Here is a 17,186-nt window from a genome sequence, read left to right on the forward strand (position 1 = left end):
CCCTTGAGTGCTAGCACTCTCATGTATAGAGTGCTAGGTGGCAGTCGGACGACCCCTGCGCCGGCACCCGCGACGACGACGCGAGGGCACGGACGGATGCCGAATCACCTGATAATTCGGACGGTTCGGGGCGCGCCCCGGACCGGCCGAAAACTCCGGTCCGGGCGAATAGTCCCGGATCCGAATCAAGATAATCCGGGGCGACAGCACCGGATCCGATCGAATTAGTGGAGGGCTCCAATCGTGGCGAAGGTGAACATCAAGCCACTCGAGGATAAGATTCTCGTGCAGGCCAACGAGGCCGAGACCACGACCGCGTCCGGTCTGGTCATTCCTGACACCGCCAAGGAGAAGCCCCAGGAGGGCACCGTCGTCGCAGTCGGCCCCGGCCGCTGGGACGAGGACGGCGAGAAGCGGATCCCGCTGGACGTGGCAGAGGGTGACACCGTCATCTACAGCAAGTACGGCGGCACCGAGATCAAGTACGGCGGCGAGGAGTACCTGATCCTGTCGGCGCGCGACGTGCTGGCTGTCGTTTCCAAGTAACCCCGTGTACCGCCCCGGCGATCCCCGTGTTCAAGCGCGGGTGATTTCCGGGGCGGTATGCGTTAGCGGACTAGCTGGGCATAAGGAGCCTGATGAGCAAGCTGATTGAGTACGACGAAACTGCGCGCCGCGCCATGGAGGCGGGCGTGGACAAGCTCGCCGACACGGTACGGGTGACGCTGGGCCCGCGTGGTCGGCATGTGGTGCTGGCCAAGTCGTTCGGTGGCCCCACCGTCACCAACGACGGCGTCACCGTGGCCCGTGACATCGACCTGGAAGACCCGTTCGAGAACCTGGGCGCCCAGCTGGTGAAGTCGGTGGCCACCAAGACCAACGATGTCGCCGGCGACGGCACCACCACCGCGACGGTGCTGGCCCAGGCGCTGGTCAAGACCGGCCTGCGGTTGGTCGCCGCCGGAATCAACCCGATCGCGCTGGGTTCGGGAATCGGCAAGGCCGCCGACGCGGTGTCGGAGGCCCTGCTTGCCTCGGCCACGCCGGTGTCGGGCAAGGACGCCATCGCGCAGGTCGCCACGGTCTCCTCGCGCGACCAGCTGATCGGTGATCTGGTCGGCGAGGCGATGAGCAAGGTCGGCCACGACGGTGTGGTCAGTGTCGAAGAATCCTCGACGCTGGGCACCGAGCTGGAGTTCACCGAGGGTGTCGGTTTCGACAAGGGATACCTCTCGGCCTACTTCGTCACCGACTTCGACGCTCAGCAGGCTGTTCTCGAAGACCCGCTGATCCTGCTGCACCAGGACAAGATCAGCTCGCTGCCCGACCTGCTGCCGTTGCTGGAGAAGGTCGCCGAATCGGGCAAGCCGTTGATGATCATCGCCGAGGACATCGAGGGCGAGGCGTTGGCGACCCTGGTCGTGAACTCCATTCGCAAGACGCTGAAGGCGATCGCGGTCAAGTCGCCCTACTTCGGCGACCGGCGCAAGGCCTTCCTGCAAGACCTGGCCGCGGTGACCGGCGCCGAGGTGGTCAACCCCGACGCCGGCCTGGTGCTGCGGGAGGTGGGCCTGGAGGTGATGGGCTCGGCGCGGCGCGTCGTGGTCAGCAAGGACGACACCATCATCGTCGACGGCGGCGGTGCCCCGGAAGCGGTCGAGGCGCGGGTGAATCTGCTGCGCTCCGAGATCGACAGAAGTGACTCCGAGTGGGACCGCGAGAAGCTGGGCGAGCGGCTGGCCAAGCTGGCCGGCGGCGTGGCCGTCATCAAGGTTGGTGCCGCCACCGAGACCGAGCTCAAGAAGCGCAAGGAAAGCGTCGAGGACGCGGTCGCGGCGGCCAAGGCTGCCGTCGAGGAGGGCATCGTGGCCGGGGGCGGGTCCGCCCTGATCCAGGCTCGCAACGCGCTCAAGGACTTGCGTGCGTCGTTGTCGGGCGATGAGGCGGTCGGCGTGGACGTGTTCTCCGAGGCACTGGCCGCGCCGCTGTACTGGATTGCCACCAACGCCGGTCTGGACGGTTCGGTCGTGGTCAACAAGGTCAGCGAGCTTCCGGCCGGACACGGTCTGAACGCGGCCACCCTGACCTACGGCGACTTGGCTGCCGACGGCATCGTCGACCCGGTCAAGGTGACCCGCTCGGCAGTGCTCAACGCGTCATCGGTGGCACGTATGGTGCTGACCACCGAGACGGCGATTGTCGACAAGCCGGCCGAGCCAGAAGACGATGGCCACGGCCATCACGGCCACGCGCACTAGCCGCAGGCATCCGAAACACCCCCGGTCCTTCGCGGCCGGGGTGTTTTCGTGTCTGAGGCTGAAGGGGCGCTCACGCGAGATTGCCTCGGGCACGCGAGACTTAATCCCTTGCGAGCATCTACGGCGTGTTGTCGCGGAGGTTTAAGTGTCGCGGGCTGGCTGAACCGCGGCTAACCGGCCATGCACAAAACAGTCAAATCTAGGTGCTCGATGGTGCAGGAGTGTGCGCCCGCGGGCTACCGTGAGTGAGTGCTGTGGCAAGGTCCGTCCCCGCGGGTGGGTGAGCTGATCCGGCAGGGGGCGAAAGCCGTACTGGACGGTTCTCAGCAATGGTTGGACGAGTACGACCGGGTGACCATGGCGGCCAACCCCGCCATTGCCGATGATCCCGTCCTGGCCGAGGCGACCCGCCGCAGCATCCGCTCCAGCCTGATTCACTGGGCCGCGGCCAACGTGAGCAACCCCGGTGCTCCGGTCGCGCCCAATCTCGGCCCCGAGCCGCTAAGCATTGCCCGCGACATGGTGCGCCGCGGCCTGGACCCGTTCACGTTTCGGATCGCGCAAACGGTGGGCTGGCGGTTGTGGATGGGCGTCGCCTTTGGGTTAACCAGCGATCCCGACGAACTGCGCGAGCTGTTCGAGGTGACCTACCGGTCGATCAGCGAGTTCGTCGAGGCCACCTCTGCCGGCATCGCCGCCCAGATGCAGCGCGAACGTGACGAACTGGCTCGCGGCACACACGCCGAACGACGAGAAGTCACCGCTTTGATCCTCGACGGTGCGCCGATCAACCGCCAGCGCGCCGAGGCTCGATTGGGATACGCCCTCAACCGCACACATACCGCCGCCGTCATCTGGAGTGACGAGCCCGATGGCGACCTGAATCGGCTCGACCGGGTCGTCGACGCCTTCGGCCGCGCCGCCGATTTTGCGCGGCCGCTGACCGTGATCGCCGGCGCGGCCACCCGTTGGGTGTGGGTGGCCAATGCGGCTAACGCCACCCTTGACGTCGAACAGGTTGAGCAGGCGGTCCGAGACGTTCCCGGAGCGCGAATCGCCATCGGCGCCGCCGCGACGGGAATCGAGGGCTTCCGGCGCAGCCATCTGGAGGCGCTAACCACCCAGCGGATGGTGGCCGGGCTGAATTCTCGCCAGCGAGTCGCGTTGTTTGCCGATATCCAGTTGATCGCCTTGATTGCACAAAACCCCGAAGCCGCAAATGATTTCATCAAGAATACGCTCGGGGATTTCGAGTCGGCCGGTGCTGAGCTGCACAAGACGGTGCTGACCTTCGTCAATGAGCAGTGCAGCATCGGGCGCACCACCAAGGTGCTCTACACGCATCGCAACACCCTGCTGCGCCGACTCGACCGCGCTCAGCAACTGTTGCCACGGCCTTTGGACCACAGCAGCGTGCATGTTGCCGTCGCCCTCGAAGCGCTGCAGTGGCGCGGCAATCCGCCCGCCTAGGCGATTCTGGTTTCGGGGGAGGGGGAGCCGGGACGACTAGTGTCGTCCCATCCCACCCATTCCGTCCATTCCGCCGATCCCGCCCATCCCGGCGTGCCCGCCGGCGGCGGTGGGTCCTGCGATTCCGCCGGGCCACCCCGGGGTTCCGGGCGCGCCAACTTGGGGCCCATACGGTCCATACGGTTCGCCGGGGGCGGGAGGTCCACCCGGTCCCCCGGGGCCACCCCATCCACCGGGTCCGTACACGCCGCCCGGGGTGCCTGGCGGCGGCGGCCCATTTTGGGCAGGCGCCGTGGTTGCGGGCACCGGGCTGATCACGCATTGTTGCGCCACGTTGTCCCAGGTCCACCCCGACATGCAGTTGTGGTCATCGGCCCGGCTGATCGCCGGTGCGCCGAGTCCGATCACCGGCGCCGCAGCGAATGCGAACGCGAATGCGGCGATCGCGGCGCCGCGTCGTTGAAAGTTCCTCATCGGGGTTCTCTTTCTGTCGCTATCTGGTCCGACCGGGTTCCGTCGCCCGGTGAAGTGCTTGATGCTCTCCATGATCAACGGCCCAGCGCCGCCTACCAAGGTGCAAAAACGACCAAATTGCGGGTATGGGTGGTGCAGAAGTGTGCGCGGCGGTGCACGGTGATGTCGGCGGCTGCCGCCGGGTTATGCGCGTGCGTTGACGGCCGCCTGCCGCGATCTCGTCGAACCGAGGCGGGTGCGGGCTTCTAGCTACCCGGAACCGGGATCAGGACTTGATGGCCAGCTTGCTGAGGCTGAACAGGCCCGAGTTGGCGGTGCCCCAGTTGAAGAAGCCAGAGTTGAAGCCACTGACCTGACCCGCCGCGAAGGGGCCGATGGCCTCCGAGTAGCCGGTGTTGAAGAAGCCCGAACTGACGCCAACCTCGAATGCCGTTCCGACCGCGGTGTTTCCAAAGCCCGACACGCCGTGACCATAGCTGCTCTCGTCTGCCGCGTTTCCGAATCCTGAGACGCCGTAACCTGTGTTGAAGAATCCCGAGCTATCCGTTGCGGTGAGGCCGACCTCGCCGGCGACGGTGGCGTTACCGATGCCGGTGTTGACATTGCCCGCGTTCAGGAATCCGGTGTTGATGTGGCCCGAGTTCAAGAAGCCCGTGTTGACCTCGCCCGAGTTCAAGAAGCCCGTGTTGAGGTTGTTCCCGTTGAATCCACCGGTATTGATCGAGCCCGCGTTGCCGAAGCCGGTGTTGAGCAAGCCGCTGTTGCCGAAGCCGGCGTTTCCGCTGCCCGCGTTCCCGAACCCGAGGTTGCCGGTGCCGGAGTTGCCGACGCCAAAGCTGTTGAGCTGGCCCGGGAACACCGAATTGGTGCCCGAGCTGAAGGCGCCGATGTTGCCGTCGCCGGAGTTGAAGAAGCCGATGTTGTTACTGCCCGAGTTACCAATTCCGATGTTGCCGCTACCCGTGTTCAGGCCGTCGAAGTGGAACTGGCCGACCGCCGTGTCGTAATACGCGCCCCCGACACCCAGGGCTCCGGCGTTGTTGATTAGCAGGCTTGTGAGCTGGGGAATTGTGGATTGAGGAGGTCTAGGCGGCGGTTGGCGGTCAAAGGGGTGATCCGGCAGGCTTCGGCGATGTTGTCGGCGCCGTTGAGGCGGTGCAGATTGATCGCGGTGTTGCGTAGCGTTGCTAGGACCTGTGCGCCGTTTCCGGTATGTGCCCTTTGACGGTCTTCGTCGAAGGTGACGTCGCGTATCCAGTGCAGGCTGTTCTCGATTCCCCAGTGTTGACGCATCCAGGTCATGATCGCGGTAGGGCGGGCGTGCTCGAACGGCAGGCTGCAGATGGCATAGACCACCTCCACGCTGCGCTGGTCGGTGGCGGTGATCAAGCGTTCACGAGTGATCCGGATGATTTGTTTTGCGTAGGGGAAGCCGATTCCTCGTGCAGCGGTGATGATTTGCAGGGTGCGGGTCTCGACACGGCCGTGGCCGCGGGAGTCGTCGGTAGCGGCTGTGGGCACCTCGGCCCAGGGCAGCGCGGTGATACGCGCAAGTATTTTGGCTTGGTTGGACTTGACGATCATCAGGTAGTGCGACTTCAAGGTGGCGCAGATCAACTTCGCGGTGACGACCTGGGTATGCATCGCATCCACGGTGACCAGCCACCGCAAGCTACCCGGCAGCAGCGTGAGCAGGGCACGTACGCAGGGAATTTCATTGCTTTTCTCGGCGACAGCGAGTTGACCGAGCACCAATCGGGCACGGTGGGCGAACACCGACACGAGATGCGTGGCTGTCGCTTTGGCGCGTAAAGCACCACGCAGCATCTTGCCGTCCAACGCGATCGGCACCAATCCACTGGGGTCGCTGCTGGCCACGTGTGCAGTGAAGTAACTGCCCATCCTGGCGTTGAGGTCGGCGGGGTCTAGCCGAGACAAAACAGCGCGAAAGGTCTTCTCACTGGGCCGGCGGAACCGGACCCCTAATTAGGCCAACACATCATCGGGAGCGGTGGCCGCCCATGTGGCAAAACCAGCATAGCCGCGCATCCCCGCGGCAGTGGCCAGAACCGCGATCGCCAACAAAGCCATCAGCGAATACCTCCGACCGCGTGGGTCCCTCGGGTCTGGCACCGAGGCCAACACATCGAGAAACTCCGATCCGATGAGCTCGCTGCGCTCACCAGGACTCCAGCGGTCGAACACCTCTGGAACCGACGACACAGGCAATACTGAAACGGTAGGCACGGGCAACTCCAGACCAACGACGAACAGTAACCAACTCGATCGTTCTCCAGATAGCCCGTGCCTACACTCCGGCCCCAATAGCGCGGCACCAAAGATCATCAACCCAGCTCACAAGCCTGCTAATCAACAACGCCGGAGCCCTGCCCCGACACCGACCAAATTGTTGCCATTGAGTCCGAACCCGATGTTGCCAATACCGGTATTGCCGCCGCCGATATTGCCGTCTCCGGTGTTGCCGAGGCCGAAGTTGCCGTTGCCGGTATTACCGATACCGATGTTGTTCTCGCCGGGCGTCACGTGGAAGGTGAACAGGTTGGGATTGGAGAGGTCTGCGGGGCCGGCGTTGCCGAAGCCGAAGTTACCGGTCCCGTTATTGCCGAAGCCAAAGTTGAAGTTGCCGATGTTTCCGGAGCCGAGGTTGTTGTTGCCGTTGTTTCCGCCGCCGATGTTGTAGTTCCCCGACTGCGGGGGCACCAGTGCGCTGTTTCCCTCGCCGCTGTTGCCGACGCCGATGTTGCCGATCCCGGTGTTGCCGCTACCGAGGTTCGCATTGCCCTTGTTGCCCAGCCCCAGGTTCGGCAGGCTCTGCAGTATCTGTTGCAACCCGTTCGGCAGGCTTGCCGCCGCGGATGACGCCCCGCCGTGGTAGCCGACCATCGCGGCGACATCCTGGGCCCACATCTGCTCGTACTGGCCCTCGGCGGCCATGATTGCGGGCGCATTGAGCCCGAACAAGTTGGTTCGAATCAGCTGGACGAACACGTTGCGGTTGGCCAACACCTCCAGCGGATGAATCATCGCGGCGCGCGCGACCTCAAACGCTCCGGCCACCGCTTTGGCCTGGGAGGCCGCCCCTGCGGCTTGGGTTGACGCCGCGCTCAATAACTGCGCGTACGGGGTGGCCACGGCGTTCATCGCCGCCGAGGCCGCGCCCTGCCACGCGTCGCTGACTAAACCCGAGGTCACCGATGAGAACGATGATGCCGCCGTGCCGAGCTCGGAGGCCAGGCCCTCCTAGGCCGCGGCCGCATCAAGCATCGGGGCCGATCCGGCACCGGAGAACATCAAGGATGAATTGATCTCCGGCGGCAACATTGCAAAGTTCGTCATGGTAGACCCCTACCTGTAGCGTTTGCTGCTCTGGAAGCGACTGTGTCGCCGTGCAATCGAGCAATTCGCCACGAATGCTACGACGTTGTCTTCTTCGATATTGGCCTTTTGGCCAGAATTCCGATCAAGGTTGATCGGTCGATCTGGCACGTCAATTATGCTGAGCGCGCGCCCACAGGCGAGCAAATGGCACCCCTTGATGCGACGCCCACCTGAGGCTTCGCGGGGCGCCGGCCGGGTCGGCCCGGCCTTCGAGCGCTTCCGCGGATTTCCGGGTAACCCCTCGCGCCACAACATGACTCGTCGAGAGAGGGTGCTCCAGCCGGTCGCCGGGCAAGGGTGCGCAACAATGCGAGCGTGCGCGGCCGCGCCGGCGGGTTGTGCAGGGTGGGAGACGAAGTTCGTCCCGATACCGGCCGGGGTTGTCGTCCAAGTCCTCGCTGGAGATGCGCCTCCGGATGGGTTCCGCCGGCTAGACACCGCCAAGTTCGAAGATCTGCTCGCGGTGCAATGCGTGGGGGCGCAGTCCGGCGCCCGGGCCAATCCGATCATCGCGCCAGCTGACTGAGGCTGAATAAACCCGACACGGCGATGCCGGTATTGAAAATGCCCGAGTTGAAGCCGCTGAGCACACCGCTGGCAAAGGGGCCGATGGGGTCGGTGAGACCGGTATTGAAAAAGCCCGAGCTGACGCCGGTATAGCTGGAGCCGCCCGCGGCGGTGTTGAAGAAGCCCGACATGTCGCCGCTGCGGAAACCGCCCGTGGCCGTGTTTCCGAAGCCCGAGATTCCGACCTCGCCGGTGTTGCCGAACCCCGCGGTAGCCAGGCCGCTGTCGGTGGTGGCCCCGACGCAGGGCTCCGGCGTTGTTGATTAGCAGGCTTGTGAGCTGGGGAATTGTGGATTGAGGAGGTCTAGGCGGCGGTTGGCGGTCAAAGCGGTGATCCGGCAGGCTTCGGCGATGTTGTCGGCGCCGTTGAGGCGGTGCAGATTGATCGCGGTGTTGCGTAGCGTTGCTAGGACCTGTGCGCCGTTTCCGGTATGTGCCCTTTGATGGTCTTCGTCGAAGGTGACGTCGCGTATCCAGTGCAGGCTGTTCTCGATTCCCCAGTGTTGACGCATCCAGGTCATGATCGCGGTAGGGCGGGCGTGCTCGAACGGCAGGCTGCAGATGGCATAGACCACCTCCACGCTGCGCTGGTCGGTGGCGGTGATCAAGCGTTCACGAGTGATCCGGATGATTTGTTTTGCGTAGGGGAAGCCGATTCCTCGTGCAGCGGTGATGATTTGCAGGGTGCGGGTCTCGACACGGCCGTGGCCGCGGGAGTCGTCGGTAGCGGCTGTGGGCACCTCGGCCCAGGGCAGCGCGGTGATACGCGCAAGTATTTTGGCTTGGTTGGACTTGACGATCATCAGGTAGTGCGACTTCAAGGTGGCGCAGATCAACTTCGCGGTGACGACCTGGGTATGCATCGCATCCACGGTGACCAGCCACCGCAAGCTACCCGGCAGCAGCGTGAGCAGGGCACGTACGCAGGGAATTTCATTGCTTTTCTCGGCGACAGCGAGTTGACCGAGCACCAATCGGGCACGGTGGGTGAACACCGACACGAGATGCGTGGCTGTCGCTTTGGCGCGTAAAGGCACCACGCAGCATCTTGCCGTCCAACGCGATCGGCACCAATCCACTGGGGTCGCTGCTGGCCACGTGTGCAGTGAAGTAACTGCCCATCCTGGCGTTGAGGTCGGCGGGGTCTAGCCGAGACAAAACAGCGCGGAAGGTCTTCTCACTGGGCCGCCGGAACCGGACCCCTAATTGGGCCAACACATCATCGGGAGCGGTGGCCGCCCATGTAGCAAAACCAGCATAGCCGCGCATCCCCGCGGCAGTGGCCAGAACCGCGATCGCCAACAAAGCCATCAGCGAATACCTCCGACCGCGTGGGTCCCTCGGGTCTGGCACCGAGGCCAACACATCGAGAAACTCCGATCCGATGAGCTCGCTGCGCTCACCAGGACTCCAGCGGTCGAACACCTCTGGAACCGACGACACAGGCAATACTGAAACGGTAGGCACGGGCAACTCCAGACCAACGACGAACAGTAACCAACTCGATCGTTCTCCAGATAGCCCGTGCCTACACTCCGGCCCCAATAGCGCGGCACCAAAGATCATCAACCCAGCTCACAAGCCTGCTAATCAACAACGCCGGAGCCCTGGGCCCCGACGCCGGTGTTCACGTCGCCCGAATTCCAAAAGCCGGTGTTCTCGTGGCCGGAGTTCCCAAAGCCGGTGTTTGTCTTGCCCGAGTTCAAAAAGCCCGTGTTGAGGTTGTTCCCATTAAACGCGCCGGTATCAATCGAGCCGGCGTTCCCGACCCCGGTGTTCAGCAGGCCGGAGTTTCCGGCGCCGAAGTTTCCCGCGCCCGCGTTCCCGACGCCGAAGTTGCCGATGCCGGAGTTCCCGACGCCAAAGCTGTTGAGGTGACCCGGCAGAACGCTGTTGGTGCCCGAGCTGAAGGCGCCGATGTTGCCGTCGCCGGAGTTGAAGAAGCCGATGTTGTTGTTGCCCGAGTTCCCGATGCCGATGTTGCCGCTGCCCGTGTTCAGGCCGTCGAAATGGAACTGGCCGGCGGCCGTGTCGTAGTAGGCACCGCCGACGCCGACCAAATTGCTGCCCAGCAGGCCGAGCCCGATGTTGTTATTGCCGTAGTTGCCGCCGCCAATGTTGCCGTCGCCGAGGTTGCCCAGGCCGAAGTTGTTGTTGCCGGTGTTGCCCATGCCGACGTTGTTGTTGCCCGGCGCCGGTTGCAGGGCGAACGGGTTCAGTCTCGACAGGTTGGCCGGGCCGCCGTTGCCGAAGCCGATGTTCCCGTCGCCCTTGTTGCCGAAGCCGAAGTTGAAGTTGCCGTAGTTTCCGGCGCCGAGGTTGTTGTTGCCGTTGTTTCCGCCGCCGATGTTGTAGTTGCCCGCGATTCCAGGTGTGATCGGGGTGTTTCCCACACCGCTGTTTCCGGTGCCGATGTTTGCGGTGCCGATGTTTCCGTTGCCGATGTTTGCGTTGCCGATGTTTCCGATGCCCAGGTTGGGCAGGGTTTTCAGCAGCTGCTGCAGACCGCCGGGCAACGCGGCTGCCGCTGACGACACCCCGGCGTGGTAGCCGGCCATCGTGGCCACGTCCTGGGCCCACATCTGCTCGTAGTGGCCCTCGGTGGCCATGATGGCCGGTGCGTTGAGCCCCAGCCAATTTGACTGAACCAACTTGAGGAACGCGCTGCGGTTGGCCGCCACGGCCAACGGATGGACCATCGCCGCGCGCGTCCTCGAACACACCGGCCACCGCCTTGGCCTGGGTGGCCGCCGCGGCAGCTCGGGTCGAGGCCGCGCCCAACAATTTCGCATAGGAGCTGGCCGCGGCCGTCATCGCCGCGCTGGCCGCGCCTTGCCAGGCATCTCCGGCCAATCCGGAGGTCACCGACGAAAACGACGATGCCGCCACACCCAGCTCCGAGGCCATGCTGTCCCAGGCCGTCGCGGCGTCGAGCATCGGTGCCGATCCCGCACCGGTGAACATCCGCAACGAATTGACCTCGGGTGGCAACATCGCAAAGTTCGTCATGGTCGGCCCCTGCCCGTATCGTTTGCTGCTCTGGCGGCGACCAGGCCGCCGTGGAATCGCAATTCGCCAGGAATGCTAGGACCGCCACCGCGATGTCAACTCGGATTTTCGTCTTTGCGCCGGGCCGGACCCAGGTTGACGGCCAGCTCTAATGAGAGTTGTGGGTGCACGGTTTCCCCGAGTGTTGGTGGCGTCTCGGGGCGAGGTTGTCTGCCGGGTAATGCCTTGTGCCACAACATGGTCGGCCTTGACCGCTGGGCAGATGAAGCAACCGATGTTGCGCGTGTTGTTCGAGGTCGCAGTAGGATGACGGCAATCAAGAGGGGGTCTACGTGACCGGTGACGCCGATGCCATCTACACCAACGGTGACATCGTCACAGTTGACGATGAGCAGCCAATAGCCGAAGCGGTCGCGGTCAAGGATGGGCGCATCGTTGCGGTCGGGGCCCACGACGATGTGGTTCGCGAACATCTGGGGCCGCACACACGGCGCGTCGATCTTGCCGGAAATACCTTGCTACCGGGATTCATCGACCCGCACAGCCACTACATCAATGCACTGACGGTGGCCAACCAGGTCAACGTGTTCGCACCGCCAGCCGGCCCGGCGGCAGATGTCGAGGCGATTGTCGCGGAGCTCAAGAAGTTCCGGGACGCGCGCGACATCGCCGACGGCGAGATCATCATGGCCTACGGATATGACGAGACGGTCATGCCCGATGGACGCACACTGCATCGCGAAGACCTCGACGCGGACTTCCCGAACAACCCGGTGCTGGTCGGGCACGTATCCCTGCACGGGGCCGTGCTCAATTCCGCGGCGATGCAAAAGTTTGGCATCTCGGCGGACACCGAAACGCCGCCGGGCGGGGTGATCGTGCGCAAGGAAGGTTCCACCGAACCCGACGGCCTGATCATGGAAACCGCGTTCCTGCCGATTTTCGCTTCGCTGCCCAAGCCCACGCCGGAGCAAGAGGTGCAATGGAGCATTGCCGGTCAACTGCTGTACGCGGCGGTCGGTATCACCACCGCGCACGAGGGATTGACCCACGCGGCCGACATTGCCTTGCTGCGGCGGGCGGCCGCCGGTGGCGCCGACCTCATTGACGTCATCGCGTACCCGTTCATCCTCGAACTCGACGAGGTACTGCCGGAAAATCCGGCCCGACACATTCGGGACGTACCACAACCGGCTCAAGCTCGGCGGCGTGAAAATCACTCTCGACGGCTCGCCGCAGGGCCGAACCGCGTTCTTCACCACCCCCTACCTGGCCGATGGGCCCGGCGGCGAAAAGAACTGGTCCGGCGAGCTGCCCTTCTCACAGGAGACCGTCAACGGGTGGTTCAAACGGGTTTACGACCTCGGTTTGCCGCTGAACATCCACGCCAACGGAGATGGGGCGATTGACGTCCTGCTGGCCGCGCATGAGTACGCGGCCGCCGATGACCCCACCAAAGACCGCCACACCACGGTGATTCATTCCCAGTTCGTGCGGCGGGATCAGCTCGCGAAGTATGTCGAGTACAACCTGATTCCCTCACTGTTCACCGAGCACGCGTTCTACTTCGGCGACACCCACGTGCGGCTGCGCGGCAAGGAGCAGGCCCATTTCCTCAGCCCGATGCGGGCCGCCATCGACATGGGGCTACGTCCGACCAACCACACCGACTTCAACGTCACGCCCCTGGACCAGATGTTCGTGTTGTGGACGGCGGTCAATCGCGTCTCGCGCAGTGGGGAAGTCATTGGGGCGGATCAGCGCGTAACAGCGCTCGAGGCGCTGAAGGCGATCACCATCAACGCCGCATATCAGTACTCCGAGGAGCAGTCCAAGGGTTCGATCACGGTGGGCAAGCTCGCCGATCTGGTGATCGTGGACAACAATCCACTGACCGTGGATCCGATGAAGTTAAAGGACATCGCGGTCCTCGAGACCATCAAAGAGGGGCGCACGATCTATCGCGAGCCCGCGACGCAGTCGTCGTAGGCCCAGGCCGCGATAGCGGGCCAACCCGGGGGAGAGCCGGGACGATCAGGCAGTGCGGCGGATCCCCCGAGTGCGTCCGATGCCGCCCTTGAGCAGCAGGTCACGCTCGGACTCGGACAAACCGCCCCAAACGCCGTAGGGCTCGCCCACATCGAGTGCGTGGGAGCGGCACTCTTCGATCACCGGGCAGCGCCGGCACATCTCTTTGGCGCGCTGTTCGCGTTGCATGCGGGCCCGGCCGCGCTCGCCGTCGGGGTGGAAGAACATCGATGAGTCGACACCGCGGCATAGGCCCTGCAACTGCCAGTTCCAGATGTCGGCGTTGGGCCCAGGTAGCTGCTCTGGCTGTGGCATTGCTGATTCCCTCTCTGCACGGCACACCCGAGGTTTTAGGTTCGCGACTCGCGAGTTGTGCACTGACTTTTCAGAGGCGTCAACGATGACTACCCGAACAAAGGTAAACGCTAGGGGCGTTGCCGAATTTCCGTCAATAGCCACCGTTGCCCGTGAAATACCTGGGCGTTGGATGAGAATTAACTCCGCGTTCATCTGCCTAGCATTTGTGGAAGACAAAGCGTGCTAGGAAGACGACCTAGATATCCCGATTCCCCCAGGTCACTGGCCTACTGTGGGCTACCTGTAATTATTCTGAAGATAGCTGTGAGTAATACTGCCGTAACATGGAAAGCACAAACTTTTTACCATTGACGTCGAGTGGATGGTCGAATATCACAGTCTTGTTCGGCACTCGAGGCGTACCGCGTGCCTTTACCATATTCGCTCGAGCGCTTGTCATCCAGGTGAGTCGTGTTGCGCAGGTCGCGGACGCCGCCGGTCGCCCCGGGTGCCGGCATTGTCGGGGCGCCAACACCTCCGATAACTTCAAGGATCAATGGGCGCATGTGTGGGGCCCGGCATCACCGAGAGCGATGATCGAAACTTCGCGGTCGTCGCGTCGGCGATCGAGTCAACGCTCGACGATGCCGCGTTCGGAAGTAGGCCAGACCGCTGGCCGCTGCCTGCGGCGATCACGCCGCGTCAGCTGTGGCTGCGTGCCGTCGCCGCCGGCGGCCAGGGCCGCTACGGCAGTGCGTATAGCGATCTGGCGCTGCTGCGGCGCCGGGTGCCGGCCGATCGCTGGTCCTCGCTGGCACACAGCACGCACGCGTCATTTCTGCGCCAGCTGGGGTGGCACACGCGGGCGCGCCGTTGGGACGGTCGTGCCCTAGCGCTGGCCGGTGCCGATCCCGAGGCCGCAACCGATGCGCTGGTGGGCCTTGCTGCCGACGCGCTGGGTGTCGGCCGCTTCGCCGCGTCGGCGGCGCTGCTGAGTCGTGCCGACACCGTCGTCGCCGCCGCGCAATTGCCGCCCCAGGTGGCCGACCGGCTGGCGGTGCGCCGCTGCTGGGTCGGGGCGGAGCTGGCCATGTTCTCCGGCGACGGCCGTACCGCGGTGGGTCTTGCCGAGCGGGGGGTCGAGCTGGCCCGCACCAGCGGCGGTGCGTCGGCCAGGCATCGGGTCAAAAGTGATGTGGTGCTGGCGGCGGCGTTATGCAGCGCCGGCGTCATCGATAAAGCGCGCGTGATCGGCGAGGCGGCCCTCGACGATGCCGGACGGCTGGGGCTGATCCCGCTGCGCTGGGCGCTGGCTTGCTTGCTGATCGATACCGAAAGCGTCACGCTTCCGGTAAGTCAGTTGCGCGAGATTCGCGATATCTGCGCAGATCAGGTGTGGCGCGCCGGTGGAACCTGGCGTCCCGCTTGAATTGCTGTTCGACCGTTATTGTCAATCCGTTAGCTAGCCCCGTTAGTTAGCCCGGGATGTGTCCGGTTCGTAACGTTGGAGATATCGCCGTCGATGACAATTGAAGGGGAACGTCTCGACGCTGTGGTTGCGGAGGCCGTGGCAGGAGACCGGAACGCGCTTCGGGAGGTGCTGGAGACCATTCGTCCGATCGTTGTGCGGTATTGCCGAGCTCGCGTCGGCACGGTCGAGCGCAGTGGCCTCTCAGCAGATGATGTGGCACAGGAGGTCTGTTTGGCCACCATTACGGCGTTGCCGCGCTATCGGGACCGAGGGCGCCCCTTCTTGGCCTTTCTGTACGGCATCGCGGCACACAAGGTTGCCGACGCGCATCGCGCCGCCGGGCGCGATCTTGCCTACCCGGCCGAATCGGTTCCAGAGCGCCGATCCGCCGATGCCGGTCCCGAGCAACTCGCCATCGAGGCCGATTCGGTCACCCGGATGAACGAATTGCTCGAGATACTGCCGGCCAAACAGCGTGAAATTCTGATTTTGCGCGTGGTTGTCGGTCTGTCCGCCGAGGAAACCGCGGCCGCTGTGGGTAGCACCACCGGGGCGGTCCGGGTGGCCCAGCACCGCGCACTTCAACGGCTCAAGGACGAAATCGTCGCGGCGGGTGACTATGCCTGAATCTGGATTTACTCTCGGCGACCAGCCGGGGTTGGACGAGGTGGCTCGCACCGATCTGCTTCTCGATGCGCTCGCCGGCCGCGAACGGTTCAGCCTCAACGATCCCGACGATGACGCGCTGGCCGCCCTGATGGGCGAATGGCGCGACGACCTGCGCTGGCCGCCGGCCAGCGCGCTGGTGTCGCAGAATGAGGCCGTTGATGCGCTGATCCTGGGGCTTTCCGAACGCCGCCGGTCGCGCCGCGCGTGGGCAGCGATCGGCTCGGTTGCGGCGACATTGCTGGCATTGAGCGGGCTTGGCGCCGTGGTGGCCGACGCCCGTCCCGGCGACCTGCTCTATGGCCTGCACGCGATGCTGTTCAACGAGCCGCGGGTCAGTGAAGACCAGATCATGTTGTCCGCCAAGGCCGATCTCGCCAAGGCCGAGCAGATGATCGCGCAGGGGCAATGGGACCAAGCCGAGAGCCAGCTGGCCGAGGTCAGCAGCACCCTGCAGACCGTCAACGACGGCAGCCGCCGACAGCACCTGCTAAACGAGCTGAATCAGCTCAACACCAAGGTCGAAAAGCGCGATCCGAATGCGACTCTGCCAGCTGGCGGGCCGCCACAGTCCGGGCCCACCGGGGTGCTCGCACCGCAGGTTCCTCCGGGCAACTCGCTGACACCCCTGGCTCCGGAAACGGTGTCGCCCGTGCCGCCGAACGAATCGGGCGCACCGGAATCGGCACCGGCGCCCAGTGCGTCGCCAACCACGACGGGGGCCAAGCCGTCGGCATCGCTACCGCCCGCGGGCGCGACCGCGACCAGTCCGGCGCCCACGTCGGTCCCAACGCCGCCCGTTTCGGCGGTTGTCCCAGGCGAGACGCCCGCCGACACGTCTGTGGTGGCGCCTGGCTCGCCGGCGGCCGCCGGCGTTGCGGCACCGGGGCCGGCTAAGTCGGCAGCACCCGGCGACGCGACCAACCCGGGAAGTCCGGTGGTTCAAACGTCCGGACAGCCAGAACCGGTGGAACCCGCACCAGCAGGCCCAGTTTCCCAGCAGGCCCAGTTTCCTGACGGGCTGGCGGGGGCGCTCAGTAGCGGATACGGCTCGCGTCCAGCCGTTGCAACACTCGCTCAGTGGCGGTGGTGGAACCCGTCCGCGTCGGATGTCGCTTCGTTGAGCGAGGCATCGGCGTAACCGCGGCAGTAATCCCAGGTGACGTAAGCGTCCGGCTCGGGGTCGTAGGCCGGCTCGTGTGGGCGGACGGTGCCGTCGATCAACAACTGCAGCAGGTTCGCGCGCAGCATGTCCCAGTCGTGATAGTGATCCTGTTGACACTCGTCGCAGCACACCACGAGTCCACGGATTCCCTTGTGGGCCAACAACGCCTCGTACACCGCGAGATCGGCCAGATCGGCCTCCACCGCCATCCGCTCTTGCTGATCCAGCGGCTGGCCGGGTTCTACGGCTTCCAGGGCTGCCGACGGATCGCAGGGGTCGTCGGCAAAGGGATCGGGCGGCAAACCCGGCGGGAGGTGGTCGCGCACCCCCCTAGCCTACGCAGGCAGGCAGCCATCGCGCCAGAAATTGCGTGGGCGCGCCT

Annotated in this window: 12 protein-coding genes and 6 pseudogenes; 8 read left to right on the top strand and 10 right to left on the bottom strand. The window is 64.6% G+C overall.

The window, feature by feature from the left end; genetic code table 11:
* The first annotated feature begins 243 nt into the window (after nucleotides 1-243).
* From groES to CKW46_RS08490, 3 genes are all read left to right on the top strand, one after another.
* Entirely contained in the window at nucleotides 244-546 is a 303-nt protein-coding gene (gene groES / locus CKW46_RS08480; protein WP_011739140.1) for a co-chaperone GroES, read from the top strand.
* 92 nt (nucleotides 547-638) lie between these two features.
* Nucleotides 639-2,258 (top strand): chaperonin GroEL, encoded by a 1,620-nt coding sequence (groL, locus tag CKW46_RS08485; protein ID WP_012393010.1) that lies wholly within the window; start codon nucleotides 639-641, stop codon nucleotides 2,256-2,258.
* 249 nt (nucleotides 2,259-2,507) lie between these two features.
* A complete protein-coding gene (locus CKW46_RS08490; protein ID WP_117435261.1) occupies nucleotides 2,508-3,728 on the top strand; it encodes an Rv1453 family transcriptional regulator in 1,221 nt (406 codons plus the stop codon).
* 36 nt (nucleotides 3,729-3,764) lie between these two features.
* Here the strand turns inward: CKW46_RS08490 and CKW46_RS08495 are convergent, their stop codons facing one another.
* The 8 genes and pseudogenes from CKW46_RS08495 to CKW46_RS08530 form a co-directional block, all read right to left on the bottom strand.
* Entirely contained in the window at nucleotides 3,765-4,202 is a 438-nt protein-coding gene (locus tag CKW46_RS08495; RefSeq protein ID WP_012393012.1) for a hypothetical protein, read from the bottom strand.
* Between the two features lie 265 nt (nucleotides 4,203-4,467).
* Nucleotides 4,468-5,229: pseudogene (locus CKW46_RS08500) on the bottom strand (PPE family protein); the annotation flags it as partial.
* A gap of 17 nt (nucleotides 5,230-5,246) precedes the next feature.
* Nucleotides 5,247-6,449, bottom strand: a pseudogene (locus tag CKW46_RS08505) (ISAs1-like element IS2404/ISMul1 family transposase).
* 144 nt (nucleotides 6,450-6,593) lie between these two features.
* Nucleotides 6,594-7,559, bottom strand: a pseudogene (locus CKW46_RS08510) (PPE family protein); the annotation flags it as partial.
* Between the two features lie 548 nt (nucleotides 7,560-8,107).
* Nucleotides 8,108-8,299, bottom strand: coding sequence for a hypothetical protein (locus tag CKW46_RS08515; protein ID WP_231991659.1), 192 nt, complete (start codon nucleotides 8,297-8,299; stop codon nucleotides 8,108-8,110).
* 132 nt (nucleotides 8,300-8,431) lie between these two features.
* Nucleotides 8,432-9,635, bottom strand: a pseudogene (locus tag CKW46_RS08520) (ISAs1-like element IS2404/ISMul1 family transposase).
* Between the two features lie 146 nt (nucleotides 9,636-9,781).
* Nucleotides 9,782-11,177 (bottom strand): annotated as a pseudogene (locus CKW46_RS08525) (PPE family protein); the annotation flags it as partial.
* Nucleotides 11,178-11,272: 95 nt separating this feature from the next.
* Nucleotides 11,273-11,650, bottom strand: coding sequence for a hypothetical protein (locus CKW46_RS08530; protein WP_499019369.1), 378 nt, complete (start codon nucleotides 11,648-11,650; stop codon nucleotides 11,273-11,275).
* On the opposite strand from CKW46_RS08530, the pseudogene CKW46_RS08535 reads away from it, so the two are divergent.
* Both CKW46_RS08535 and CKW46_RS08540 read left to right on the top strand, forming a co-directional pair.
* A pseudogene (locus tag CKW46_RS08535) lies at nucleotides 11,636-12,265 on the top strand (amidohydrolase family protein); the annotation flags it as partial. The gene CKW46_RS08530 and the pseudogene CKW46_RS08535 sit on opposite strands and share 15 nt — an antisense overlap.
* A 121-nt stretch (nucleotides 12,266-12,386) precedes the next feature.
* Nucleotides 12,387-13,166: an amidohydrolase gene (locus CKW46_RS08540; RefSeq protein WP_240275065.1), complete on the top strand. Its 780-nt coding sequence runs from the start codon at nucleotides 12,387-12,389 to the stop codon at nucleotides 13,164-13,166.
* Between the two features lie 45 nt (nucleotides 13,167-13,211).
* Here CKW46_RS08540 and whiB3 read toward each other — a convergent pair whose 3' ends face one another.
* Complete coding sequence (whiB3, locus tag CKW46_RS08545; RefSeq protein WP_012393017.1) at nucleotides 13,212-13,520, bottom strand: redox-responsive transcriptional regulator WhiB3; 309 nt, start codon at nucleotides 13,518-13,520, stop codon at nucleotides 13,212-13,214.
* A 550-nt stretch (nucleotides 13,521-14,070) separates the two neighbouring features.
* Between whiB3 and CKW46_RS08550 the strand changes: the two genes are divergently transcribed.
* The 3 genes from CKW46_RS08550 (at nucleotide 14,071) to CKW46_RS08560 (ending at nucleotide 16,780) form a co-directional block, all read left to right on the top strand.
* Nucleotides 14,071-14,931, top strand: a complete 861-nt coding sequence (locus tag CKW46_RS08550) for a hypothetical protein (RefSeq protein WP_240275063.1) — start codon at nucleotides 14,071-14,073, stop codon at nucleotides 14,929-14,931.
* Nucleotides 14,932-15,024: 93 nt separating this feature from the next.
* Nucleotides 15,025-15,600, top strand: coding sequence for an ECF RNA polymerase sigma factor SigD (gene sigD, locus CKW46_RS08555; RefSeq protein ID WP_015354741.1), 576 nt, complete (start codon nucleotides 15,025-15,027; stop codon nucleotides 15,598-15,600).
* Nucleotides 15,593-16,780, top strand: coding sequence for an anti-sigma-D factor RsdA (locus tag CKW46_RS08560; protein WP_240275149.1), 1,188 nt, complete (start codon nucleotides 15,593-15,595; stop codon nucleotides 16,778-16,780). The genes sigD and CKW46_RS08560 overlap by 8 nt, the downstream gene beginning before the upstream one ends.
* Here CKW46_RS08560 and CKW46_RS08565 read toward each other — a convergent pair.
* On the bottom strand, nucleotides 16,717-17,130 hold the full coding sequence (locus CKW46_RS08565) for a DUF5319 domain-containing protein (protein ID WP_012393020.1): 414 nt from the start codon (nucleotides 17,128-17,130) through the stop codon (nucleotides 16,717-16,719). The genes CKW46_RS08560 and CKW46_RS08565 overlap by 64 nt on opposite strands.
* Nucleotides 17,131-17,186 lie beyond the last annotated feature (56 nt).

The sequence above is a fragment of the Mycobacterium liflandii genome (assembly GCF_022354805.1).
In the GTDB taxonomy this organism is placed as follows: domain Bacteria; phylum Actinomycetota; class Actinomycetes; order Mycobacteriales; family Mycobacteriaceae; genus Mycobacterium; species Mycobacterium marinum.